Annotated in this window: 28 protein-coding genes; 26 read left to right on the top strand and 2 right to left on the bottom strand. The window is 50.7% G+C overall.

Going from position 1 to position 21,106, the window contains the following annotated elements; all coding sequences use genetic code 11:
- Positions 1-163 precede the first annotated feature (163 nt).
- The 9 genes from PAT9B_RS10820 (at position 164) to PAT9B_RS31345 (ending at position 3,583) form a co-directional block, all read left to right on the top strand.
- A complete protein-coding gene (locus tag PAT9B_RS10820; protein WP_013509307.1) occupies positions 164-502 on the top strand; it encodes a phage holin, lambda family in 339 nt (112 codons plus the stop codon).
- 3 nt (positions 503-505) lie between these two features.
- Positions 506-1,135, top strand: coding sequence for a glycoside hydrolase family 19 protein (locus PAT9B_RS10815; protein ID WP_013509306.1), 630 nt, complete (start codon positions 506-508; stop codon positions 1,133-1,135).
- A gap of 1 nt (position 1,136) precedes the next feature.
- On the top strand, positions 1,137-1,343 hold the full coding sequence (locus PAT9B_RS10810; protein WP_041525799.1) for a hypothetical protein: 207 nt from the start codon (positions 1,137-1,139) through the stop codon (positions 1,341-1,343).
- Complete coding sequence (locus PAT9B_RS31110; RefSeq protein ID WP_049792186.1) at positions 1,340-1,732, top strand: hypothetical protein; 393 nt, start codon at positions 1,340-1,342, stop codon at positions 1,730-1,732. The genes PAT9B_RS10810 and PAT9B_RS31110 overlap by 4 nt, the downstream gene beginning before the upstream one ends.
- Positions 1,704-1,880 (top strand): hypothetical protein, encoded by a 177-nt coding sequence (locus PAT9B_RS31105; RefSeq protein ID WP_223300445.1) that lies wholly within the window; start codon positions 1,704-1,706, stop codon positions 1,878-1,880. Before PAT9B_RS31110 ends, PAT9B_RS31105 begins: the two co-directional genes overlap by 29 nt.
- Positions 1,877-2,119 carry a DUF1378 family protein gene (locus PAT9B_RS10800; RefSeq protein ID WP_013509304.1) on the top strand — a complete coding sequence of 81 codons (243 nt, stop codon included), beginning with the start codon at positions 1,877-1,879 and terminating at the stop codon, positions 2,117-2,119. The genes PAT9B_RS31105 and PAT9B_RS10800 overlap by 4 nt, the downstream gene beginning before the upstream one ends.
- 102 nt (positions 2,120-2,221) lie before the next feature.
- Positions 2,222-2,443, top strand: coding sequence for a hypothetical protein (locus PAT9B_RS10795; RefSeq protein ID WP_013509303.1), 222 nt, complete (start codon positions 2,222-2,224; stop codon positions 2,441-2,443).
- A 573-nt stretch (positions 2,444-3,016) separates the two neighbouring features.
- Entirely contained in the window at positions 3,017-3,238 is a 222-nt protein-coding gene (locus tag PAT9B_RS10790) for a hypothetical protein (protein ID WP_013509302.1), read from the top strand.
- A 216-nt stretch (positions 3,239-3,454) separates the two neighbouring features.
- Positions 3,455-3,583, top strand: coding sequence for a hypothetical protein (locus tag PAT9B_RS31345; RefSeq protein WP_013509301.1), 129 nt, complete (start codon positions 3,455-3,457; stop codon positions 3,581-3,583).
- 176 nt (positions 3,584-3,759) lie between these two features.
- On the opposite strand, the gene PAT9B_RS10785 is transcribed toward PAT9B_RS31345, so the two are convergent.
- Together PAT9B_RS10785 and PAT9B_RS10775 are read right to left on the bottom strand one after the other, a co-directional pair.
- The gene (locus tag PAT9B_RS10785; protein WP_013509300.1) at positions 3,760-4,017 is read right to left on the bottom strand and encodes a biofilm development regulator YmgB/AriR family protein; all 258 of its coding nucleotides are present in this window, start codon (positions 4,015-4,017) and stop codon (positions 3,760-3,762) included.
- A gap of 1,262 nt (positions 4,018-5,279) precedes the next feature.
- On the bottom strand, positions 5,280-5,531 hold the full coding sequence (locus PAT9B_RS10775; RefSeq protein ID WP_013509299.1) for a hypothetical protein: 252 nt from the start codon (positions 5,529-5,531) through the stop codon (positions 5,280-5,282).
- Between the two features lie 64 nt (positions 5,532-5,595).
- Here PAT9B_RS10775 and PAT9B_RS10770 point away from each other — a divergent pair, with 64 nt between their 5' ends.
- The 17 genes from PAT9B_RS10770 (at position 5,596) to PAT9B_RS10690 (ending at position 21,085) form a co-directional block, all read left to right on the top strand.
- The gene (locus tag PAT9B_RS10770; protein ID WP_041525954.1) at positions 5,596-6,213 is read left to right on the top strand and encodes a putative metallopeptidase; all 618 of its coding nucleotides are present in this window, start codon (positions 5,596-5,598) and stop codon (positions 6,211-6,213) included.
- A gap of 30 nt (positions 6,214-6,243) precedes the next feature.
- Complete coding sequence (locus PAT9B_RS10765) at positions 6,244-6,723, top strand: DUF2280 domain-containing protein (RefSeq protein ID WP_013509297.1); 480 nt, start codon at positions 6,244-6,246, stop codon at positions 6,721-6,723.
- Positions 6,710-8,173, top strand: coding sequence for a hypothetical protein (locus PAT9B_RS10760; protein WP_013509296.1), 1,464 nt, complete (start codon positions 6,710-6,712; stop codon positions 8,171-8,173). Before PAT9B_RS10765 ends, PAT9B_RS10760 begins: the two co-directional genes overlap by 14 nt.
- Positions 8,174-8,182: 9 nt before the next feature.
- The gene (locus PAT9B_RS10755; protein WP_013509295.1) at positions 8,183-9,640 is read left to right on the top strand and encodes a DUF1073 domain-containing protein; all 1,458 of its coding nucleotides are present in this window, start codon (positions 8,183-8,185) and stop codon (positions 9,638-9,640) included.
- A 7-nt stretch (positions 9,641-9,647) separates the two neighbouring features.
- On the top strand, positions 9,648-10,586 hold the full coding sequence (locus PAT9B_RS10750; protein WP_013509294.1) for a phage minor head protein: 939 nt from the start codon (positions 9,648-9,650) through the stop codon (positions 10,584-10,586).
- A 36-nt stretch (positions 10,587-10,622) separates the two neighbouring features.
- Positions 10,623-12,032: a DUF2213 domain-containing protein gene (locus PAT9B_RS10745; RefSeq protein WP_013509293.1), complete on the top strand. Its 1,410-nt coding sequence runs from the start codon at positions 10,623-10,625 to the stop codon at positions 12,030-12,032.
- A 3-nt stretch (positions 12,033-12,035) separates the two neighbouring features.
- Positions 12,036-12,470, top strand: coding sequence for a hypothetical protein (locus PAT9B_RS10740; RefSeq protein WP_013509292.1), 435 nt, complete (start codon positions 12,036-12,038; stop codon positions 12,468-12,470).
- An 11-nt stretch (positions 12,471-12,481) separates the two neighbouring features.
- Positions 12,482-13,561 (top strand): major capsid protein, encoded by a 1,080-nt coding sequence (locus PAT9B_RS10735; protein ID WP_013509291.1) that lies wholly within the window; start codon positions 12,482-12,484, stop codon positions 13,559-13,561.
- Between the two features lie 9 nt (positions 13,562-13,570).
- The gene (locus tag PAT9B_RS10730; protein ID WP_013509290.1) at positions 13,571-13,939 is read left to right on the top strand and encodes a hypothetical protein; all 369 of its coding nucleotides are present in this window, start codon (positions 13,571-13,573) and stop codon (positions 13,937-13,939) included.
- A 2-nt stretch (positions 13,940-13,941) separates the two neighbouring features.
- Positions 13,942-14,319: a hypothetical protein gene (locus PAT9B_RS10725; RefSeq protein ID WP_013509289.1), complete on the top strand. Its 378-nt coding sequence runs from the start codon at positions 13,942-13,944 to the stop codon at positions 14,317-14,319.
- Between the two features lie 168 nt (positions 14,320-14,487).
- Complete coding sequence (locus PAT9B_RS10720; RefSeq protein WP_013509288.1) at positions 14,488-14,835, top strand: hypothetical protein; 348 nt, start codon at positions 14,488-14,490, stop codon at positions 14,833-14,835.
- Between the two features lie 2 nt (positions 14,836-14,837).
- On the top strand, positions 14,838-15,278 hold the full coding sequence (locus PAT9B_RS10715; RefSeq protein ID WP_013509287.1) for an HK97 gp10 family phage protein: 441 nt from the start codon (positions 14,838-14,840) through the stop codon (positions 15,276-15,278).
- Entirely contained in the window at positions 15,275-15,658 is a 384-nt protein-coding gene (locus PAT9B_RS10710) for a hypothetical protein (RefSeq protein WP_013509286.1), read from the top strand. The genes PAT9B_RS10715 and PAT9B_RS10710 overlap by 4 nt, the downstream gene beginning before the upstream one ends.
- A gap of 24 nt (positions 15,659-15,682) precedes the next feature.
- Positions 15,683-16,426: an Ig-like domain-containing protein gene (locus tag PAT9B_RS10705; RefSeq protein WP_013509285.1), complete on the top strand. Its 744-nt coding sequence runs from the start codon at positions 15,683-15,685 to the stop codon at positions 16,424-16,426.
- A 50-nt stretch (positions 16,427-16,476) separates the two neighbouring features.
- The gene (locus PAT9B_RS10700) at positions 16,477-17,205 is read left to right on the top strand and encodes a DUF6246 family protein (RefSeq protein ID WP_013509284.1); all 729 of its coding nucleotides are present in this window, start codon (positions 16,477-16,479) and stop codon (positions 17,203-17,205) included.
- Positions 17,206-17,272: 67 nt separating this feature from the next.
- On the top strand, positions 17,273-18,010 hold the full coding sequence (locus PAT9B_RS10695) for a hypothetical protein (RefSeq protein WP_150105786.1): 738 nt from the start codon (positions 17,273-17,275) through the stop codon (positions 18,008-18,010).
- A 45-nt stretch (positions 18,011-18,055) separates the two neighbouring features.
- Positions 18,056-21,085 (top strand): phage tail length tape measure family protein, encoded by a 3,030-nt coding sequence (locus PAT9B_RS10690; RefSeq protein ID WP_013509282.1) that lies wholly within the window; start codon positions 18,056-18,058, stop codon positions 21,083-21,085.
- The last annotated feature ends 21 nt before the right edge of the window (positions 21,086-21,106 follow it).

Here is a 21,106-nt window from a genome sequence, read left to right as displayed (position 1 = left end):
CCAGAACATCCAATAAAAAACCCGCGAATTTCGCGGGTTTGCTGCATTCAGAATCAGCTAAGTCCAGAGATTTTTCACCACGAAGAAAAGTTTAACCGGGCTTGGGCTGTTCAGGATGTAGACAATTCCGAATTCGGACAAGCCCTTAAGAGGGTGAGAGAACATGAAAATGCATAACGATCCCCATTCCTGGCCCGATATTTACGAGCTGCTACAGAGCTGGTGGCGCGGAGATACGCCAATTGGTGCCGTTCTTCTTGCCATCGTAATGGCCGGGCTACGTATCGCATACAGCGGTGGTGGATGGAAAAAGATGCTTCTGGAGGGCTTGCTGTGTGGTGCATTGACGCTGACAGCCGCATCCGGTCTTGAGTACCTGTCGATCCCCAAAGCACTGTCGGTGGGTATTGGCGGCGGCATCGGGTTTATCGGCGTCGAGCAGTTTCGAAAGCTGTTGATCAACATCCTCACAATCCGTTTCGGCGGCACCCCTAAGGCGTAATTAATGAACCAGACACAATTTCAGCAGGCGGCTGGCTTAAGCGCCGGATTAGCCGCGCGCTGGTTTCCACATCTCACCGCAGCGATGAGCGAATTTGGCATTTCATCAGCGGTTGACCAGGCAATGTTTATCGCGCAGGCAGGCCATGAAAGCGCTGGTTTTAACAGTCTGGTGGAGAGCTTCAATTACAGCATTGCCGGTCTTGCTGGCTTTGTACGTGCCGGACGGCTGACACAGGACCAGGCCAGCGCTCTCGGTCGTCGGCCGGGGGAATCATCTCTGCCGCCGGAACTCCAGCGTGCAATCGCCAATCTCGTTTACGGCAAACGCATGGGCAATAAGGGGCCGGGCGATGGCTGGTTTTATCGTGGTCGCGGGATCATCCAGATCACCGGCCTGTCGAATTACCGCAGTTGCGGTGACGGGCTGAAAGTGGATCTGGTATCGCAGCCCGAATTGCTGGCGCAGGATGAATACGCCGCCCGAAGTGCTGCGTGGTTCTTTGCCAGCAAAGGTTGCCTGAAATACAGCGGCGACCTCGTGCGCGTTACGCAGATTATCAATGGCGGCCAGAATGGCATTGATGATCGCCGCGTCCGCTTTCTCAAAGCTAAATCGGTTCTGGTGGTGTGATATGAGGTTAGTCGCTGACTGGAAGCGTTCATGGCGCTGGTTGTCTGTTCACTGCCTCGCGCTCGCCGGTTCTATCCCCGCCGCCTGGGTATGGCTTCCTGATGACCTCAAGCGCCACATTCCACCTGATTATATGGGGGCCATCACCGCCGTGGTTGCTGTGTGCGGCATCGTTGGTCGTCTTGTGGATCAGGGTAAAAAGCCATGACAGCAGAGATAAAAGCGGCCGTCGGCGTGTTGTTGTTGCTTATTCTTCTCGGTCTGGTTGGTGGTGGGGCTTATCTGGGCTACCAGTACAGAAGCAACAGCGCCCGCGCCGATGCTGCTGAGAAAACAGCGAACCAGGCCAGCACTGTGACAGCCAACGTTCTGAAGGCTGTTTCTATCATCAACAGCATTGTCCAGGCGAATGCAGATGCAAAGCAGAAAACTGACCAGCAATCAGCGGAGCGAATCGTTGTTATTCAACAGGCCGTTGCTGTTGATGAGTGCGCTAAACGCCGTGTACCTGCCGCTGCTGTTGAGCAGTTGCGGGACCACGCGAACCGAATACGTGCAGGTGCCACCCGTGCAAATACCGGCAAGCCTGCTGGTTGACTGTGTCATCCCCGAGTTCCCTTACCAGATGACGTGGAGCGACAGTCTTACGCTGAATGAGCAATTGCTGGCCGTGGTTGAGAAGTGCAACCGTGATAAAGCAGACATCCGTGCCATTGAACAATCCAGACAGGAACAAGCCAAATGACCTTTTATGAAACAATCATGTTGTGGTTCTCAACCATCGTTTCCGCGCTGTATCTCATTGCAGGTGGCTGGGTAAAAATTCGCGATTACTTCAAAGCCAAATCGCAGGCGAAAGCCGATGCGATTGAGGCTGAAGTGCAGACGCGTTTAAAGGCCGCGCAGGCGGGAAGCAATGATGCTCCGACAGCAACAGCCACATCCGTAGCTGGCTCAGTTAATGAATTAAAAACGACAGCATAGTTAATTATATGAATCGGTTATATATTTCGGTAGCAACTTTTATCAAAGCAGCATGTGAGTTGTGAATTACACTCATTTGGTTACAGCTATGAGGTAATTGAAATGAAAAGTAATGAATCAGCTTACATTGATGACACAGGTAATCTGGCCGTTATCGATATTTTTGACTCAGTCAGACACGTTCCACTTGCGGAAGTTGATTCACCTGAGCAACTGATTCAGCAACTCCAACTGTTGACCGCGCAAAGTAGTTTCAGTCATAAAGCATTGGATATGGCTTTTGAGATAATGGCTGAGAAAATCGGCCTTGGTGCCGGTTGCTGATTCGGTTGGTGAGTTTAATAAGTTTTCATCATAAGGCGCATTTATGAATGCGCCTTATGATCAGGCACCAGGAACTATATAAACGCTGTCTCGCAATAATGATTGCTCATCAGCGGAATGAATACCCGGAGCGATGTAATCATCCCGATACCTGATCACATCGTCAACATTCACAGGTGAAGAACAATCCCGACATTGCATATGAGTCACTGATTGTGACTCTGGCGTGCCAGCTAAGGCAATAAACTTCGTAGACCCGCAATTTTTACAAATCAAGCGAATGACTGGCATGATGGATGAGTGAGTAAAGTATGGTTAAATTCAGATTAATCTCATTTATTGGCCGTAGCTATGCTGGATTTGTAAGCTTTTCGAAAGGGCTTTGTTTTTGTAGGGTTTAAAGTTTTAGTGCTGTTTTAATCGCTCAATTAAAAGTCCCTGTATCAGAAAGATGAACAATCTGAAACCCTGATTTTTAATGTAATATTTTCGTAAATTCCCCGTCCTGCACTTCTGAGACGCATCACTAAAAGTTACATTCCGGTCTCCTGAATCAGTTCCGGAAATCTATAAATGGCAGAAGAAAATAGTACCCGACAGTACGACCTGGCGCTTGCAGCGGCAATGGCTAACCCCAGAGCTGAGTCAGAGGTTAGGCTAACTGAAGCCAGGATAACAATTACCTGGCGCTGGGCTGATGGTATACACGAAGTTGACATGACATTGACCGGCCTGACGGATGAAGTTCTGCTCGAATGTTTGTTCAGAGCTGCTATTGATATGGCTCGCAGATAACAGTTTGTAATTAAAAAACAGACAGCCACCTGCGGGTGGTTTTTTATGTTGCTTAGCAGTTTTTTGTCGATAGTCGAAGCGTGAATAAAAGAAAGGTGCTAATGCATTTTTATTTATTTTTTACGCTTAACTCACAGCCATGATAGAGAATTAGCATGTTTCGTTCATTACGGACCTAAAATAAAAGTTCCCATACGGGTATTAGTGGAGGTGAGTATGTCAGAACGTCCAGATGATGTTAAGCCGCTTCCTGATGAGGGCACCGTTCCGGATGGTCAATTTCCGGACGAAGATGATGACGATGCAGATACCGAGTTTCCGAATGAGGAAACTCCCAGACCTTAAAATCTACCAACCCCCTCATGGGGCGGTTTTCTTTTAAGCAGTTACAGCAGTATTTAATGTGCTTTTTTAAGTGCTTCTGTCAAAAAAAGCCCCCTGAATAAGGGGGCAACGGATTGAGGGAAGGGATAAAAAGTCCGTTTTTTATTGTTTGACTTTTAAATTGTAGCACATGGGATTCAGTAAGAAGCATCATCAGGTGTTTGCTGAACAACAATTTCTAAAGCTTGTCTGTAAATGTCGAGTTTTATCACATCTTTTTCTTCTTCCAGTAATTGAAGTAAGGCAAGGATGATGTCTTTATTACTTATGGTATTGTTTTTATGAGATAAATCATTGTAAATTTTAGATAAAACTTCCCTCTCGCTGGCATATTGAGCACCAAGATCCTTGAAGGATTCGGCTAACTGGGACTCTGTTGATGTAATCTGTTCCATTTCACGCCTCAGGTTTGTGCAGCTGAAATTAAGCATGCTGATTAGCAGGAAATATAAGTTTAGTGTCTTGCTTAATTTTTATGCAAAAAATTACCATCTGAAGATGGAAATCCATAACAGCTCCAGAGGCGATGCAAGGCACCATTGGTTCAAGGAACTTATTAACACCCAGTAAACATATGCAATGAAATTGATTTTGTAAAATTTCATCTAGAGCGAGTCGTGTGGTCGTATGAGTGAAGAGTAAATTGATTCAGCATCGGAATTAATGCGTCGATGACCTAACATGCATAGCATGATAGTAGAGACGGAACTTTTGATAAAACATCCCCTCTCATGGAGGACTTTTTGTGGTTAAAGTTATACTGCGCAACTCATTCAGAGTCTAAAGAACGCAAGCTGGAAATGTCGAACTGGTGCAGTAATTTTCGGGCGGCCTGACGTGCGAAGCCGCCCATCAGTTAAGACATTATGGTCCCGGGCGGCTTCCACCGCCTCCGCCACCTCCACCAGGACCCTGAGCTGGCCCGCCACCGCCGCCACCGCCATCATGTGGTCCCCACGGCCATACGCAGCCAGATAAAGAAGATACACTTGCAAGCGCAAGCACTAACAGAATGATTTTTTTCATATGCACTCCTTTTATGATGCTTTTTAACTATAGCAATGCAGAACTACCTGGAATGTCGGACATATGAAAAGGGTTACTCACTAAAGTGTAATGAACCACCATAAGCGGATGTTTTCGGAAGTGTCTTAAGGGTTAATAATCCGAACACTCACGGTATGAGCCCGGATTAAATTTAATTAGCTCGATACAAAAAAGAGCCGCCGTATCGGACAACGGCGGAGGAATGCGTGAAGACAAGGTCGGCTATATTGCCGCTATATACTGAGGTGACGGAGGGTCCGCTCGTCACCAGTGCATGACAGATACTAGTTCTCTTCCCGGATGAGTCCAGCAGCATTACGAAATAATTAAACGCTGCTAATAAATTCTTCACGTAATGCCTCTACCATTTAACAGATGAAAGGCCCAATGATTAATCGTTAATTAAATTTATCAGGTAGTTCGGCGCTATCTGTTTTCAGATTTGTATAATGTCTGTACAAATGGTGCGGTTTATAAAGTTGTAATTTCTCATTTTGGTACAGTTTTTAAATTTCCATTTTTTTTCAGTGTATTACAATTTTAAGTGATGAGGTTGTTCCCATCCATCCTGCTGCCAGGAGTAATGCAACCACTTGGAGAAGGAACGCGATTAGATAAAGTGCTGCAACTTCTTCTGAATGGCAAGCAACCGTTGTTTGGCTTCTTCATCAAGGAGCTCAATCAGAGGTCCAGTGTTCTCATTCTTAATCGCTTCAGAAATTAGCCTTCTCTTCTCCTGGCCATGAATACCTTCGAGGAAAGATAACAGGACATGAATTACTGTTTGTTGAGCAGCAACTTCCAAACGTAAATCCTTTAATTCGGCTTTGATATCTTCAAATTGTGCTAATTCATTAGTCATAGAAAAATCCTTAAGGTAACTCATGGTACTCACTGACCTGAAAGAAATATTCTCAATTGATCCGATGGCGCGTCCATACCCTCTTAATGGGGTTTTGTCTGAATTTCATCCCTATATAAGTCTGATGCCTGCCAATGAGCTCCAGGAATGGGTTACCAAGAACATCCTCACCGAGGGTGGGCATCTCTATAACCCGGATCACTCCCACCTTCTCGATGCTAACCTCCGCTTCATGTGGGCGTCATCTGCATTCGAAAAGCAGGGCCGGTTTGTTCTTGGTCAGGCGGAAGAGGTAGCAATACGAGCTGGCGGCTGGCAAAAGGCCAGAATGCAGCAACAGATGTATGAATGGTTTGGCGAGTTGCCTGATTACATCATCACATTGGCTGCGGATTACTGCGCTGAATGCAGTGATGTGGAATTCTGCGCCTTGGTGGAGCATGAGCTTTACCACATAGCGCACAAAACAGATGATTTTGGCGCACCAGCATTCTATCGCGATACCGGGAAGCCGAAGCTGTGCCTGCGAGGGCACGATGTTGAAGAGTTCGTTGGCGTGGTACGCCGCTATGGCGCCAGCGTTGAAGTGCAGGAACTTATCGACGCCGCCAGCCAACCGGCTGAGGTGGCAAAACTCGACATAGCCAGGGCGTGCGGCACATGCATGCTGAGGCTGGCATAAACCAGGACAGACCAGGACGGATGGTAAACTATGGCGGCATTAAAACCAGAGGTTAAAGCCTTTATAGTTCAGTCTGTTGCATGCTTTGATACACCATCACAGGTTACCGAGGCTGTCCTGAAAGAATTCGGTATAAAGATTAACCGCCAACAGGTTGAACAACACGACCCGACGAAGGCCAGCGGAAAGAGACTGGCGCAAAAGTGGGTGGACATGTTCAACGCCACCCGCGAACGATTCCAGACTGAGTTAGCCGACATCCCGATCGCCAATAAGGCGTACCGGCTGCGCGCACTCGACCGTATGGCGACGCGCACTGAAGGCATGAAGAACTTTGCGCTGACCGCTCAGCTGATTGAGCAGGCGGCCAAAGAGTGCGGCGACGCATTCAGCAACCGGCAGAAAGTGGAGCACACCGGCAAAGATGGCGGCGCCATCCAGACAATCACCATGAGCAAAGAGGATTACAAATCCGCCCGGCAGGAGATGATGGAGGATGACGACTGCTGAGCAAAAGGTATTCGCGCGCCGGATAGAGTGTGAAGAGGATGGCATGTATTTTGCCCGCTACTTCTTCAAGCAGCGCACCGGCGGCAAGATGATTGTCGCGCCGCATCACCAGGTGATTCAGCAAACGCTCGATCGCGTCATCGATGGCGAGATTAAGCGCCTCGTTATCAACGTTCCGCCCGGTTACACCAAAACAGAGCTGGCGACCATCAACATGATGGGGCGCGGGCTGGCGATTAACCGGCGTGCCCGCTTCATGCATCTGTCGTACTCGCATAATCTGGCGCTGCTCAACTCATCGACCGCGCGCGGGATGATCAAATCGAGCGCCTTTCAGGGCATGTGGCCGATGGATCTGCGCGACGACGCAGACAGTAAGGCCATGTGGTGGAACGAGTATGGCGGCGGCGTTTATGCGTCGTCGGCAGCCGGACAGGTCACCGGCTTTCGCGCCGGGCATATGGAACCTGGCTGGCAGGGCGCGCTGATCATCGATGACCCGGTTAAGCCGGATGATGCATACAGCGATACCGTGCGCGGCGGCGTTAATGACCGATTCAACGAAACCATCAAATCACGACTGGCCGTCGAAACGACACCAATGATCGTGATTATGCAGCGCATCCACTATCACGACCTCAGTGGATATCTGTTGCGTGGTGGCAGCGGCGAAATGTGGCATCACCTGAATTTGCCGGTGATCATCGATAACAGCCGCAGCTATGCCGAGTTATACCCGGACAACACCCACGCCATACCGATTGACCATGGCCTGCCTGATGGCTGGCTGTGGCCATTCAAGCATAACGAATCGCACCGCGTTTCACTCTTCTCCCACCGGCGAACCGCCGAGGCGCAGTACATGCAGAATCCGAAGCGTTTCAACGCCGAGGGCGCACTGTGGAATGAGGCTCTGATATCTGGAGCACACGATTTACAGATCCGCGAAGAGAAGGTGCGGACGGTCGTGGCCATTGACCCACAGGCAACGAATAGCGAAGAGAGTGATGAGTCAGGGATCGTTGTTGCCAGCGCCTATGGTGTCGGTGACAAAAAACAGTATTCGGTCGATGGCGATTACAGCGGCAAGTATTCACCCGCGGGCTGGGCCAAGAAGGCAATGTTTGCTTATGAACAGCATGAGGCTGACGCGATTGTCATTGAAACCAACCAGGGTGGCGATATGGCCGAGGAAACGCTGCGCAACGCGGGTTTTAAGGGGCGCATTATTCGGGTTCATGCATGTAAGGGGAAGTTTGCCAGAGCTGAACCGATTTCTGCTCTGTATGAGCAGGGGCGGGTGGCTAACCACGGGAATCTCTATGTACTGGAAAATCAGTTAATGGAATACGTCCCGGCCACGGCCAAAAAGTCGCCAGACCGCCTCGATGCGATGGTTTATGCGCTTACCGAGTTAAGCGGCATTTCTGTCGGCGCAATATTCTTCTAAGGAGCACCAGTGAGTGAATTAAAACCGGGGGAAAACTTCCTCGTAAACGCGCTGGCCGCTACCGTGGGGCGTCTGCGCTCCCTCTATGCCGGGGTGAATGGCAACACGAAGCGAACCAAGCTTTGGGATGAGTTCGGCTACCCCGATCAGATTGGCTTTGACCAGTACTATCGGGCTTATGAGCGTAATGCTGTGGCTCACGCAGCAGTACACAAACTGCTTGATAGTTGCTGGATTGATAATCCGACCATTATCGATGGTGATGAGGCGAAGGAATCGACGAAAACTACGCCATGGGAGGCGCAGGTAACCAAGTTACTGAAGAAGCACTGGCCGAAAATCAAAGATGCCGATCGCCGCAACCTGATTGGCCGCTATTCGGCAATTCTCATTCAGTTCCGTGACGGGCAAGAGTGGAGCCAGCCGGTTGACCGTAATGCTGTAAGAAAACTCAAAGACAAAGCGATTGTGAAGTTGATCCCGGCATGGGAATCACAGGTAAAGCCTGGCAATTTCGACACAGACACAATGTCGGAAACTTATGGGCAACCGATCAGCTACAACTTCAACGAGCAACCCGTTGGCGACGACGGAACGTATGGTGTAGTGCGCGGTGTCACGGTGCATCCCGAACGAATAATCATCCTGAGTGAAGGCTCTGAAGATGAAAATATGCTGTCTGGGGTGCCTTTCCTGCGTGCCGGGTACAACAAGTTGCTCGACCTTGAGAAGATTTCCGGCGGTAGCTCCGAAGGCTTCCTGAAGAATGCCAGTCGCCAACTCGGTATTGCATTTGATGCGAATACGGATATGCAAGCCATCGCTTCTCAGGCGGTAAAAGCCGGTTACGCTGACATTGGCGAGGCCATGAATGAGAAAATGCTAAAACTCAATCGTGGTACTGATTCGGCGCTTGTTACGCAGTCCGGTACAACGTCAGTGTTATCTGTGGCTGCTGCCGATCCTGAACCTACATGGACAGTTACAGCGAATGAGTTTGCTGCATCAATTCAGTGTCCATTCACCATTCAGTTCGGTCAGCAAACGGGCAGACTTGCATCTGATGAAGATAAAACGGACTGGGCGAAGCGCTGCAATGGGCGGCGTTGGGGTTTTATGACAGCAGTGATTACCACGCTCATTGAGCGGTTCTGGATCACGGGAATAATTGACCCACCAAAGTCCGGGGAAATTACACTGGCATGGTCTGACTTACTCGCGCCAAGCGAGAAAGAGAAGATAGCCAACATGAATGCAATGGCTGACGTGGCTGTGAAAACGACCAATGCATTTGGTCGCTCTGCTATCAGTCCTAATGAGGTTCGTGCTCAGGGAGAACTGGAGCCGGATCCAGAACTGGAAAACACCGATGACGACGAACCTCCAGCCAAGCGCGCCGATCCTCTCGGTGGAAACGATGATAAACCGGAAGCCAAAGAGTCCGGTGATTCCACGGTCACGAGTTGATCCCACAATGTCGGGTAAGTCAGTCAGCAAGATGGCCCGGGACATTGATGAACGGTATTACCAGATAAAGCTGGCGCTTAAATCGCTGTTTGATCAGCGCCTGACAGGGCGGCAGCCAGAGGGTAATTCTCACCAGTGGCATTTCCTGTGTCATCAGAACGGTGATATGCCTACGCTGTATCAGGTCAACGCTTCAGCCTACATCTACGACATGACGAGCCAGCAGCTCAACGAGATGCTGAATCTGATGCAGGCAATTCTGGATAATCACCTGATGGCTGGCGGGCAGAATGATTTCTGGGCTTCCGGTTACGTTGAGCAGGAGCTACAGCGCGGCACGTTTGAGGCGTTCAATAATCTGTCCCGGCAGTCTGATTACTACGCCCAGCAGACGACGCTGGCGCAGCTGCTGAGCAGCCCGGCATACCAGAACCAGGTAGCAGCGGCCGCGCTGTCTACTTACAGCGACTGGAAAAGCATTAGCGATGCGGCGCGCGGCGATCTGGCGGGTATCGTGATTGATGCGGTGGCGCGCGGTGTGAACCCGATCGAAACCGCGCAGGTGGTCAGCAAACGCCTTGATGTATCGATGTCTAAGGCGCTGACCATTGCCCAGACTGAGCAGGTTGGCGCTTTACGCAAAGCGCAGCGCAACGAAACAAAGTGGACGCGGGACCGGCTGGGGCTTAATACCGTCATGCTCTGGATGTCAGCGCTGAAGCCCACCACGCGCCCGTGGCACGCCTCGCGGCACGGCAAGCTGTACACCCCGGAAGAGGTTGAACAGTTCTATGCCGAGAACGGCAACCGCTATAACTGCTATTGCAGCCAGATCCCGGCGCTGCTCGATGACGACGGCGAGATAGTGAACCGGGGTATGGTGGAAAAGCTCGCTGCCGAGCGGGACGCCTGGAAGCCCGGAACCGGAAAAACACGCCGCAGTTAGCGGCTTTTTTATTGCCTGTAAAAAGAGGACGCAACGTTGAAGCTATCCAGCATTCACGTTAAATCCCTCGCCATCAACGCCTCCAACATCTCAACGACCACCATCGATGGTGCCGAGCATTACGTCATTCGTGGCGTGGTGCCGATCGTCGACGACATCGTGATGAATGGCGGCCTGTATCCGGCGGAGGAGATTAACAACAGCTACCAGTCGATGGAAGGCAAGCTGATGCCGCTGTCGCATCCGAAGGTTGACGGCAACTATGTCAGCGCCAATGATCCGCGCGCCGTGAATAAATATCACGCTGGTGCGTGGGCGCAGAACGTCAGCAAGGCCGGTGACAAGGTCGTGATGGACGTTTACGTCAATAAGGCGGTCGCCGAATCCAAGCCGGACGGCAAGCGCCTGATTGAACGCCTCGATGGCATGGTGGCGAACACCAACACCGACCCGATCCACGTTTCCACCGGCCTGCTCACCAACAAGGAAACCAGAGCGGGCGAATCGAAGGGCAAGAAGCATTCGTGGATCGCCCGCAATATGCGTTTCGACCACATTGCCATCCTGCTCGATGAGCCGGGCGCTGGCACGCCGGAAGAGGGCGTGGGCATGTTCGTAAACGCTGACGGTGAGCAGGGTGAAGTCGAGAGCGCCAGCATTACCGAGGCGGCCAACAACACCCGGGATGGCATCTGGAACAAGGTGAAATTCTTCTTCAGCAACGCAGCGGCTATGTCCTTCGACGACATCTACCAGGCGCTGCGCATGGCTATCAAATCCGACGATAAGACGTGGCGCTACATCGTCAGCGTCTGGCCGGATCATTTCATTTACGAGCAAAACGCTGAAGGCGCTACGCCGAAGCTGTTCGACCAGAAGTACCTCATGGCTGACGGCGTAGCGACGCTGGTTGGCGATCCTGTAGAAGTCGTGCGCAAACCCACTGAGTACGAAATTAAAACCAACGGAGAAAACGATCCGATGAAAGACATCATTGTTAATGCGCTGAAAGCAGCTGGTAAGCCGACTGAAGGCAAGACCGACGCCGAGCTGATGGATGCGTACAACCAGATGCAGGCTGACAAGGCGAAAACGCCTGTTGAAACACCTGAAGAGAAGGCAGCTCGCGAGAAGAAAGAAGCTGAAGAGAAGTCGGCTAAAGAGAAGGCTGCCAACTCAGAAGAAATGCCAGGTTGGGCGAAGTTGCTTTCCGAAGATATTGCCGGACTGAAAACCCAGCTTAATGCCAACTCTGACAAAGAGAAGTCAGAGAAGCGAGCCGCTGTGAAGCTGGCGTTAAACATGAGCGATGAAGAGGTCGCGGATCTGGATGGTAAGGCGCTCGACCGTCTTTATGCCAACTGCCAGAAATCACATGGTCTGAACGGCGGCATGCGCCATCAGGTGAACAATAACGAATCATTCAGCGACGAAATGCCGGAGTAAAAAATGGCTAAAGACGGTAAGCACGTAATTCACGCGGGCGGCATTTTTGCCAACCCGCAACTTCATCGAGAAGGTGCGGCTGCGGCTGCAACTCAGCCGGGTACAGTCGGATTTTTTGATGCTGGCCTGTTCACCGCGTCAGTTGATGGTAATGAAGATGCGATCCTGTATGTCGCTAACTACGACTACCTGCGCTGCAAAACTGTCGATGACACCATTGCTGCCGGTGATTGGGTTGTGGCTATGCATCCGACACCCGGCGTTTTCTTCAACATCCCGGCGGCTACTGGCACGTATACAAAAGGCCAGCCGCTTTCCATCGCCAATGGGCGCGTAAAGGCTGCTGCGGAAGGTGAGTCTATTCGCGCTTTTGTGGAAGAAGACAGCGCATACACCATTGCGACAGCAGGCGACCTCCTGCGCGTTGTTATTAAGTAAGGAGATACTGAATGTTTGCATTTTCCACCAAGCAGGCGACCGCCAGCGGCAACCTGCAAGCCAACCAGGCTCAGTTCCGTGAGCTGGGTTTTGCCCGAAACGCCAGCGCGCAAGCCGTGGCTGACTTCATCTCTCGCACGCGGTGGCGTGGAGATGCAGATAATGCGCCGGTGATTGATGCCGTGAACGCCATTGATGATATTCGCCGTCTGTATAAGGCGTATGACCAGACTGTTCTGGCAGAATTCCAGCCCAACACCGAATTCACATTGCTGAATGACCTGATGGCGCTATCCCGCTCTGTTCGCCTGGAAGAGTCCGTGTACGAGTACGCTCGCACTGGCGGTCGCGGCTGGGCGCACACTTCAATGTCAGGTCAGATTGGTGCGGCTCTGGATGCGAAGTCTTATACCTTCGACGGAACGATGGTTCCTATCCACGACTCCGGCTTCAAGTTCAACTGGCGTGACCCGGTATTCAACAAGGGGTCTGCACTGTCATCTCTGGCAGATGCTCAGTCCGGCTCTGTTGATGATGTTCGCCGCCAGTACGTTGATTACATCTGGAACGGCTTCCGTGACAGCGAAGGTAATTTCATCAAGTTTGATGATTACACCTGGAAAGGCTTACGCGGTGATGAGCGCGTTGCGCATGTGACCCTCGCTGTAAACTTTGCTACCAGCACCGACCCGGCAGCCATGCGTGCGGCGGCGATTGCGCTTCGCGATGTTCTGAAGTTGCAAAACTACCAGTACGGTCAACAGACCTGGTATGTGTCAGCCGACATCATTTCCAACTGGGAAAAGATTTACTTCGATGTGAATCAGACCCGCACAGTGATGGATGAAATCCTGAAGCTGGCAGGTATCGCTGGCATCAAAGAAGATTCCCAACTGACCGGCAACCAAATTCTGATTGTGCCGCTGGCCGCAGGTGTCATTGCCCCAATCGTTGGTCAGGCATTCGGTACGGTTGCTGATCCGCGCCAGTTCTACAACAGCGATTACGTATGGCGCACCTGGGGCGCTGCTGGCCTGATGGTTAAGCAGGATATTAACGGCCATTTCTCTGTCGTCTACGCCTCAAGCTAAGGAGCAATCATGGCACTTGTGAAAATCCTGTCGAATAACGTTTTCGCCGGTGCCAACTTCCAGAAACTGGAGGTTGGTAAGGTTTATGACGTGGACAGCGCCATCGCTGAAAAGTGGATCGGCCAGAAGAAAGCGGAAGCATCCAAAGAGAAAGGCGGCGAGAAGCTAACTTTCGAAGTGGCTACACCTTCCGTGCCGGTGAGCGCCGATGCGTCAGCTTTGCAAACCCAACTTGATGCCGCTCTTGCTCAGGTTAAACAATTGCAGGAAGACGCCACTGCAAAAGACACCGCACACGCGGAAGCTCTTGCGGCAGAAACCAAGCGCGCCGACGACGCCGTGGCAGCGTTAGCGGCGACCACCACTAAGGATAAGTAACCATGGCAGCCCAAATCACGCTGTCTGACGTCAAACCGCTGATGGCTGAGTTGGGCTTCACGGTGCCTGATGTTGTCCTGCAGTTGCTCATCGACCAGGTAAACGCCACGTCTTCATGTATGGACGGGGCGGGCTACTCCGAAAGCCTGCAGAAGCTCATGCTTATCTATGCAGCCGCGCGACTGGCCGCCCTGTCCGGAGCCAGAAAGATTGCTTCACAGTCAGCCCCATCTGGTGCGTCACGTTCGTTCACTTATGACAGTGCTGGTACGGATTACCTGTATAAGCAATTGCTGGCATGGGACACGAATGGGTGTCTTGGTGGTCTGCCTATCGCCGGTGCGTCGGTTGGTTTTTTTGATGTTGTTGGGGGCTGCTGATGAACTGGCAATCCCCATCATCACCGCCCAAACCATTCGAACGCGTATGGCTCAAAACGTCCACTGGCCGGGAAACAACCGGCTATGTGAACAGCAGCGGCGAATGGGTAATAAATTGCCGCCGTATCGCAGCCGATAAGCCCACTGTAATCAGCTGGAGGTCATGACATGTCAAGTTTAAGCGCATGGTCATACACCGCCCAGGCGACCATCTGGAAACGATCCGGGGCCGCCAGTGAATATCGTGATCCGGTATTCGAAGCGCCTGTGGTGATCGCCTGTGATTATCAGGGCGGTCTGTCTAAGCGAGTCGGTGATATTGGCAGCGAAAAGGTGGTGAAAAACACCATCTGGACTGAATACGCGCTGGCCGATACCGGCGATTACATCCTGATCGGCGTATCGACAGAGGTGGATCCGATTGCCGCCGGTGCCGATGAGATAATGCAGGCAATTCGCTATGCGGATACGTTCGACCGTCTGGCCGATGATTTTGCGATCATTACAGGAGCGTGAATATGGGCATAAAGGTCAGAGGTGTGGCAAACAGTGTTAATGCCCTGAACCGCCTTATCGACAATATACAGACGCGGAAAATTCCCCGCGCTCTACAGTCGGCGAACCTCGTTATTGCCGCACAGGCAGCCATCATCACCCCGGTTGATACCTCTACACTGCTCAACTCTCAGTTCCGCGAGATTATCGTGAACGGAACGCGGATCACAGGACGGGTTGGTTATTCCGCCAACTATGCGCTTTATGTGCACAACGCGTCCGGGAAACTCAAAGGGCAGCCGCGCGCGCATTTCGGCAAGACCCGAGACGGTAAGGAATTCGGTGGAGGCACCGGTACCGGTAATTATTGGGATCCGCATGCAGAACCTCACTTCCTTACCAAAGGGGGCGAGCAGGCGAGGGATGATGTCGATCGGGTTATCAGGAAGGAGTTATCACTTTGAACCCTCCAATGCACACGCGGGTGCGCAATTATTTTGAGGATGCCGGATTACTGACTGGATTCACGCCTCAGTTGCTGGTGTGGAACGACAGCGGCAAACAGAACGAAGCATTTATGGTGTTCAGGCCAAACGGAGGATCACCCATACGTAATGGCCTTGGCAGCGAATATTACGTGATGGTTGATGTGGTCGGTGCCAGGGGTGGCGATGTAGCAGTTGATGCTGCTGTGCAGGCCATTATTGATTATGTCCAGCAAAACCCCATGACCGACAACTGCGTTGGTTATCTGCAAAACCTCGGCGGCATCCCTGCCCCCGTTCTTACAACCGAAGGCCGCCTGGTCTATCGGCTCCAGTTCGTCGCCACCTACGGCGATTAGTTAAACGTCAAAGAGGAATTACCCATGGCAAATTGCCAGAACAGCAACGAACGTTTGTTCGGTGGCGCGGTTGTGCTTGAAGTTGCCGACGGATGCAGCGATACAGTTCCTGCTGAGTCAGAGTTTCTGGCTCTTGCAGCCGGTACGTCGAAGGGATTCGACTTCAGTCCAAACAGTGTGACAAGCGATGCGGATGATGGTGGTGGTTATGTTGAGAGCATCATCACCAATTCGGATTTTACCATCAGCTTTGAAGGTGAAGTGCGTAAAAAAGATAAGCTCGATCAGTATGGCATTGGCCGCTTTATCAAATACTTCGCTGCCGAGCTTAAAGCACGCCGTCAGCCTGGTATCTGGGTGCGTATGGAGTTTGGCCCTGTAACCTTTGTTGGTTATATGGTCGTCACTGCGCTCAGTTCTGACGGCGGTACCAATGACATCGTCACCTTCTCCACTGAGTTTAAAGTAGGTGATGCGTCCACCATTCAGGTGAACGACACTGAGGAAGATGTTGCGGTTACTGGCGTCAGTGTAGCCCCGTCCACTGCGTCAGTGGCTGAAGGTGCCACAACTCAGTTAACGGCGACCGTAGCGCCTTCTGATGCGACCAACACGTCAGTAACCTGGTCATCTTCTAACACAGCGATCGCCACGGTGAACGCTTCCGGCCTGGTGACCGGAGTGGCAGAAGGTTCAGCAACCATCACCGCCACTACGGCCGATGGCAGCTTTACCTCTACCTCTACAATTACCGTTACCGCTGCGTAATCATTACAAGGGGTGGCGTGCTGCCCCTGATAATGGTTATGGAGACACTGATGAACCCCCTCAAAGAAATTGGCGAGTGCCTGATAAGCGATGGCGATCAGGATTTCTTTTTCCGACCATCGTTTATTGCAATGACACAGTTGGGTACGCCAGAAGAAATCGTGACCACCTTTCATGATTTGTTCGATGACAGCGTGGCTCGAAAGATAGTTGCCGAGATTCAGCGCTTGCGTAACGTTTCGCCGTCAATGCGCATCCTTTACACGGCGATGACTGGAAAGGTTGACGATCAGCAGTGGCTGTTGCGGCAACTATGCAGCGCAATGACTGCCAAGCGAACCATTATGGCTGCGTACTCTGTTATCCAGGCATGCTGCGACCGGGACGCCACTCCATTGATCGGCGAACTCATCCCCAGTAAAAGTGGCAAGTGGGCTTTCGTGTACCGAGCGGGAAAACTTCCGGTGGCAGACATGATAACGGTCGCGCGATCGCTAATTGTCCATGGCCTGATTGGTAAAGCAAAAGTGCGACGTCTCCAGCGGCATGAATCATCAACCGGTTCGACTGAGTTCAGTGCGCTTGAGTACATCAACGCGGCGCGCAGCCACTTCGAAATCAGCCGACATGAAGCCGAACAACTCACGATGACTGAGTTTCAGATGATGATCGCCATGAAGTACCCCGATCAGAAGGGCTTCACCCGCGAGGAATACGACAAAGTAGCAGATGACTATCTGGCTAAGAAGGCACGGCGAGAGGCACGGGCAAAGCATTAACGAGTTGCATGTGATTGCGCTGGTTTGATGATAGGATTTGTCCGAACTTTACTTTGGGGATAGGGATATGAAAAAGTTACTTTTGTTATTGGCATTACTCGTTTTTGCATCGACACTCCATGCAAAAGAAAAGAAGGATCCAAGAAATATTTCATGGGTTAAATCAATTCAGGAAGTTGCGATGCTTAAGTGTTCCTCTTATGAGGATCAGACTTATACGAATGATTTCAAAAGAAATGAACTAACTATTAAGAAGAGTGTTTTTAAAATAAGTCCGGTTTTTGATGGCGGAAAGAAAATTTGCTCTTTGTCCCAAAACTCTCAGAATCTGAACATACCAGAGGTATCAATATCTGAAAATGCTGAAATTGATAAAATCTTGGTGAGTGTATACTATACCGATGGCTCTGGAATGATTGGATCAGAATTTAATGATTCAGCCACTTGGTTTTCTAAGTGCTCCTCAGATGTCATGACAGACGAAGTAAGATGCTCAGTGTATCAGAAAGATATAGCGTTGGCGCGAGACAAGGATGGCTATCAAATTGTGATAGGCCATAGTAATTATCCTGGAACAAAAGCTATGTTTAGATCAGGGAAAGAAAAACCAATTACTGCGATAAATGAATCCAGTTTTTCAGAGAGTGATACCATTCGAATAATTGAGCAGCTTTCGAGTGGTAGTCCGGCAGTATCCAGATATACAAGTTGGCCTGATGGGAAGTTAGTGGATAATGAAATAAATCCTAAACAATTTTCCGCAGCAAAAAAGTTCTTAGATAAAATATTCGAAAGCCACCATTAAAATATAACCCGCGAAATGCGGGTTTTTTATTTCTCGGAGATCCGTATGTCAGAAAAGGTTGGGGAGATTTATTACGACGTTGAGTTGGAGACTGCCAAACTCCTGACTGGTGCCAATGAGGTTAAATCGGCTTTGTCTGACATGACCGGTAACGCTAAGAACACCGGGAAAGCAATTGATAATCTTGGTAAAGAAGCAAAGTCTACAGCGTCTAATCTGGATCAGATCACCAGCCATGCCAAATCAATGGATGGCAGTCTTCAATCGCTGAACACCACGTTTTCTGCCGTAGCCACAGCCATCAGCCAGGCCAACACAAACTCTGTAGCCGCCAGCATGACGCTGACACAGATGAATGCCGCCATGCAGACACTGATTTCATCGGTGAACTCTATGGCGAGCGCTATGAAGGAGTCTTCCAGCAGCACGGCTGCGGCATCAAGCGAGTATTCACGCGCCGAGTCAATGATTGAGGGGCTTGGCAACCAGATAGCCATTCTGGAAGAAGCCAACGAGAATGGAGCGCGTAGTGCGGCTGTCCTGGCTGCGCAGTTGCGGGCTGGATCTTCTGCAAGTGATGAAGAAAAGCAGAAAATTGGTCAGTTAACCGGACAGCTTTTCGACATGAAAAACAGTGTCGATCAGGGTACCAAAAGCCATGGGGCATGGCGTCAGCAAATGCAGCAGGCCGGGTATCAGGTGCAGGACTTTATTGTCCAGGTTCAGGGAGGACAATCTGCGCTGGTTGCATTCAGCCAGCAGGGTTCTCAACTGGCTGGTGCATTCGGTCCGAGCGGTGCCATTATCGGTGCGATAATCGCGTTGGGATCCGTGCTGGTAGGAACTCTGGTTAAGTCGCTGGGTAATGCTGAAGATAAAATGAAAAATTTGGCGGCTGCCACAAACGCATTGGACCAAGTAATTTCTATTTCTCAGGGGGGAGTCGCAGCGCTTTCTGATAAATATGCATTATTGGCTCGGACGAATGCAGAAGCGGCAACAATATTAAGAAATCAGGCTGTTTTAGAATATAAACAGGCTGTGTCAGAACTACCAAGTGCAATGAGCGATGCAGCAAAATCTATTGTGTCATTTGGTGATGCGTTAATTAGTGGAATCGGAGGAGGTTATGCATCTCTTGAAACTTTCTCATCAGCATTAAAAACATTGAAAATTGACACCTCTGATTATGAATCAGCGTTAAAGCAGGCTGATAATGCTGGAAGTGGGTTTTCAGCAACAATTAACAGCATGACTAACACAGTAGGGGCAATATCCAGCAAGTTCGATATATCTCAGCAGCAGGCATTTGAACTGGCAAGGGGATTGGATAATGTAGCTACGTCCAAATCACCCGAAGCCTTAAGGGATTTAATTTCCAGACTCCAAACATTTACTTCCACAACTCCAGACGGAACTAAGGCACTATTGGAGTTTGTAAAAGGTTTGGTCGCTTTATCATCACAAGCAACAATAGCAGAAGGTCAGTTGAAATCCTTGCAGGCTGAGAGGGATAATTTTACTCAGGGGCAGAAGAACCTGATACAGCAGTCAGAACGGGATTTGGAACTTTCGCAGAAGCAGGGTGCTGCTCGTGCCAGATTACAGGCACTTTACAAGGCCAGGGATGCAGGATTTTCTGATGACAGCAAAGAAGCTATCAGAATGCAGAACGAGGCCGAGCAGACATATAACAATATCCAGGCTCAGCAGAAACTTAAAACCAGCAGTAGCCAACTGGCTAAGCAGGAAGAGACTGTCGCCCAAAAATTGGCGAACCTGAAACAGCAGTCTGATCTTGCTGCAAACTCGACAACTGAACTGAGCCGTGAACAGGCCATCCTGACTGCGCAGCAGTCTCTCGGCAAAGGTGCAACTCAGGAACAAATCGCGCTGGCCGGGCAGTACGCTGCAAAAAAATGGGACACGGCAAACGCACTTAAGGCTCAGGCAGCAGCTGAAAAGCTCATCCCGGAAGCAAAGGAAAATGCCAGCTATGCGCAGGATGTTAAGGATCTGCAAACTGCATACGATGCAAAGAAAATAACCCAGCAGCAGTATAACCAGACCAGCGAACAGCTGGAGCAACAGCACCAGGTTAATTTAGCCAAGATCCGGGCAGACCAAAATTCCGGGGTTACCCCTCTGCAGGATGCTCAGGGAACCATCGACCCGGTACAGCAACTGGCTAACGAGAACGCCCGAAAACTGGAATTAATTAAGCAATTTGAAACCGAAAAGGGCGTGCTGACGCAGAACGGGCTGGCGCTCATGAATGCTGCCAACACCGAGTATGAGCAGGCACGTCTCGCCGCGCAGTGGGAGATTTACAAGGCCCAGAGCGATTCAAACGCATTACTGGGAACAGCCATTGAGTCATTGAGCGGTGGCGCTACCAACGCAATAACAGGCCTTCTCAACGGCACTCAAAGCCTTTTAGAAGCATTGTCCAATATTGGCACATCTATTCTTAATGGCGTGGTGAGCAGCCTGGTTCAGATGGGAACGCAGTGGGTTATGTCCGCAGTAATGGGACAAACAGCCCAGACTGCGGCAATCGCAGCCAACCAGGCATCAGCAACTACGGCGCTGGCTGCATCAACTCTTGCCGGAACGGCAGCGGCAACCACATTACTGGCTTCATGGTCACCTGCTGCCATGGCTGCTTCTATAGCGACATCCGGCGGCGCGGCCACTGCCGGACTTGCCGGGTACACCGCCGCTATGACGACAGCGCAAACTATGTCAGTGGCTGGTGCTCGCGAACACGGCGGCCCTGTCAGCGCAAACAGCATGTATAAGGTGGGCGAGGGCGGTAAGCCAGAAATATTCAAGGCCAGCAATGGCAGCCAGTACATGATCCCCGGTGATAACGGCTCGGTGATCAGCAACAGGGACATTGGTAGCTCCAGCAGAGGATCGACAATTCAGCAGGAAGTGCATTTCAATATCCAGACCACAGGCGGCATTGACGATGCGACTATGAACAAAATGTCTGCAATGATGAAGCAGGTTGCGCTATATCAAATCAAAGATCAGCAGCGCCCGCGCGGTATGTTAAGTAAAACAAAATAATGCTGTAATAATTACCTGACA

Source organism: Pantoea sp. At-9b (genome assembly GCF_000175935.2).
Classification (GTDB): Bacteria; Pseudomonadota; Gammaproteobacteria; order Enterobacterales; family Enterobacteriaceae; genus Pantoea.
This window is presented reverse-complemented; position numbering and strand designations above follow the sequence as displayed.

Excerpts from the sequence above, each read along its gene's own strand:
- PAT9B_RS10820 (WP_013509307.1), top strand. The coding sequence starts at position 164 with ATGAAAATGCATAACGATCCCCATTCCTGGCCCGATATTTACGAGCTG.
- PAT9B_RS10815 (WP_013509306.1), top strand. The coding sequence starts at position 506 with ATGAACCAGACACAATTTCAGCAGGCGGCTGGCTTAAGCGCCGGATTA.
- PAT9B_RS10810 (WP_041525799.1), top strand. The coding sequence starts at position 1,137 with ATGAGGTTAGTCGCTGACTGGAAGCGTTCATGGCGCTGGTTGTCTGTT.
- PAT9B_RS31110 (WP_049792186.1), top strand. The coding sequence starts at position 1,340 with ATGACAGCAGAGATAAAAGCGGCCGTCGGCGTGTTGTTGTTGCTTATT.
- PAT9B_RS10800 (WP_013509304.1), top strand. The coding sequence starts at position 1,877 with ATGACCTTTTATGAAACAATCATGTTGTGGTTCTCAACCATCGTTTCC.
- PAT9B_RS10795 (WP_013509303.1), top strand. The coding sequence starts at position 2,222 with ATGAAAAGTAATGAATCAGCTTACATTGATGACACAGGTAATCTGGCC.
- PAT9B_RS10790 (WP_013509302.1), top strand. The coding sequence starts at position 3,017 with ATGGCAGAAGAAAATAGTACCCGACAGTACGACCTGGCGCTTGCAGCG.
- PAT9B_RS31345 (WP_013509301.1), top strand. The coding sequence starts at position 3,455 with ATGTCAGAACGTCCAGATGATGTTAAGCCGCTTCCTGATGAGGGCACC.
- PAT9B_RS10785 (WP_013509300.1), bottom strand. The coding sequence starts at position 4,017 with ATGGAACAGATTACATCAACAGAGTCCCAGTTAGCCGAATCCTTCAAG.
- PAT9B_RS10775 (WP_013509299.1), bottom strand. The coding sequence starts at position 5,531 with ATGACTAATGAATTAGCACAATTTGAAGATATCAAAGCCGAATTAAAG.
- PAT9B_RS10770 (WP_041525954.1), top strand. The coding sequence starts at position 5,596 with ATGGCGCGTCCATACCCTCTTAATGGGGTTTTGTCTGAATTTCATCCC.
- PAT9B_RS10765 (WP_013509297.1), top strand. The coding sequence starts at position 6,244 with ATGGCGGCATTAAAACCAGAGGTTAAAGCCTTTATAGTTCAGTCTGTT.
- PAT9B_RS10760 (WP_013509296.1), top strand. The coding sequence starts at position 6,710 with ATGACGACTGCTGAGCAAAAGGTATTCGCGCGCCGGATAGAGTGTGAA.
- PAT9B_RS10750 (WP_013509294.1), top strand. The coding sequence starts at position 9,648 with ATGTCGGGTAAGTCAGTCAGCAAGATGGCCCGGGACATTGATGAACGG.
- PAT9B_RS10740 (WP_013509292.1), top strand. The coding sequence starts at position 12,036 with ATGGCTAAAGACGGTAAGCACGTAATTCACGCGGGCGGCATTTTTGCC.
- PAT9B_RS10735 (WP_013509291.1), top strand. The coding sequence starts at position 12,482 with ATGTTTGCATTTTCCACCAAGCAGGCGACCGCCAGCGGCAACCTGCAA.
- PAT9B_RS10730 (WP_013509290.1), top strand. The coding sequence starts at position 13,571 with ATGGCACTTGTGAAAATCCTGTCGAATAACGTTTTCGCCGGTGCCAAC.
- PAT9B_RS10725 (WP_013509289.1), top strand. The coding sequence starts at position 13,942 with ATGGCAGCCCAAATCACGCTGTCTGACGTCAAACCGCTGATGGCTGAG.
- PAT9B_RS10720 (WP_013509288.1), top strand. The coding sequence starts at position 14,488 with ATGTCAAGTTTAAGCGCATGGTCATACACCGCCCAGGCGACCATCTGG.
- PAT9B_RS10715 (WP_013509287.1), top strand. The coding sequence starts at position 14,838 with ATGGGCATAAAGGTCAGAGGTGTGGCAAACAGTGTTAATGCCCTGAAC.
- PAT9B_RS10705 (WP_013509285.1), top strand. The coding sequence starts at position 15,683 with ATGGCAAATTGCCAGAACAGCAACGAACGTTTGTTCGGTGGCGCGGTT.
- PAT9B_RS10700 (WP_013509284.1), top strand. The coding sequence starts at position 16,477 with ATGAACCCCCTCAAAGAAATTGGCGAGTGCCTGATAAGCGATGGCGAT.
- PAT9B_RS10695 (WP_150105786.1), top strand. The coding sequence starts at position 17,273 with ATGAAAAAGTTACTTTTGTTATTGGCATTACTCGTTTTTGCATCGACA.
- PAT9B_RS10690 (WP_013509282.1), top strand. The coding sequence starts at position 18,056 with ATGTCAGAAAAGGTTGGGGAGATTTATTACGACGTTGAGTTGGAGACT.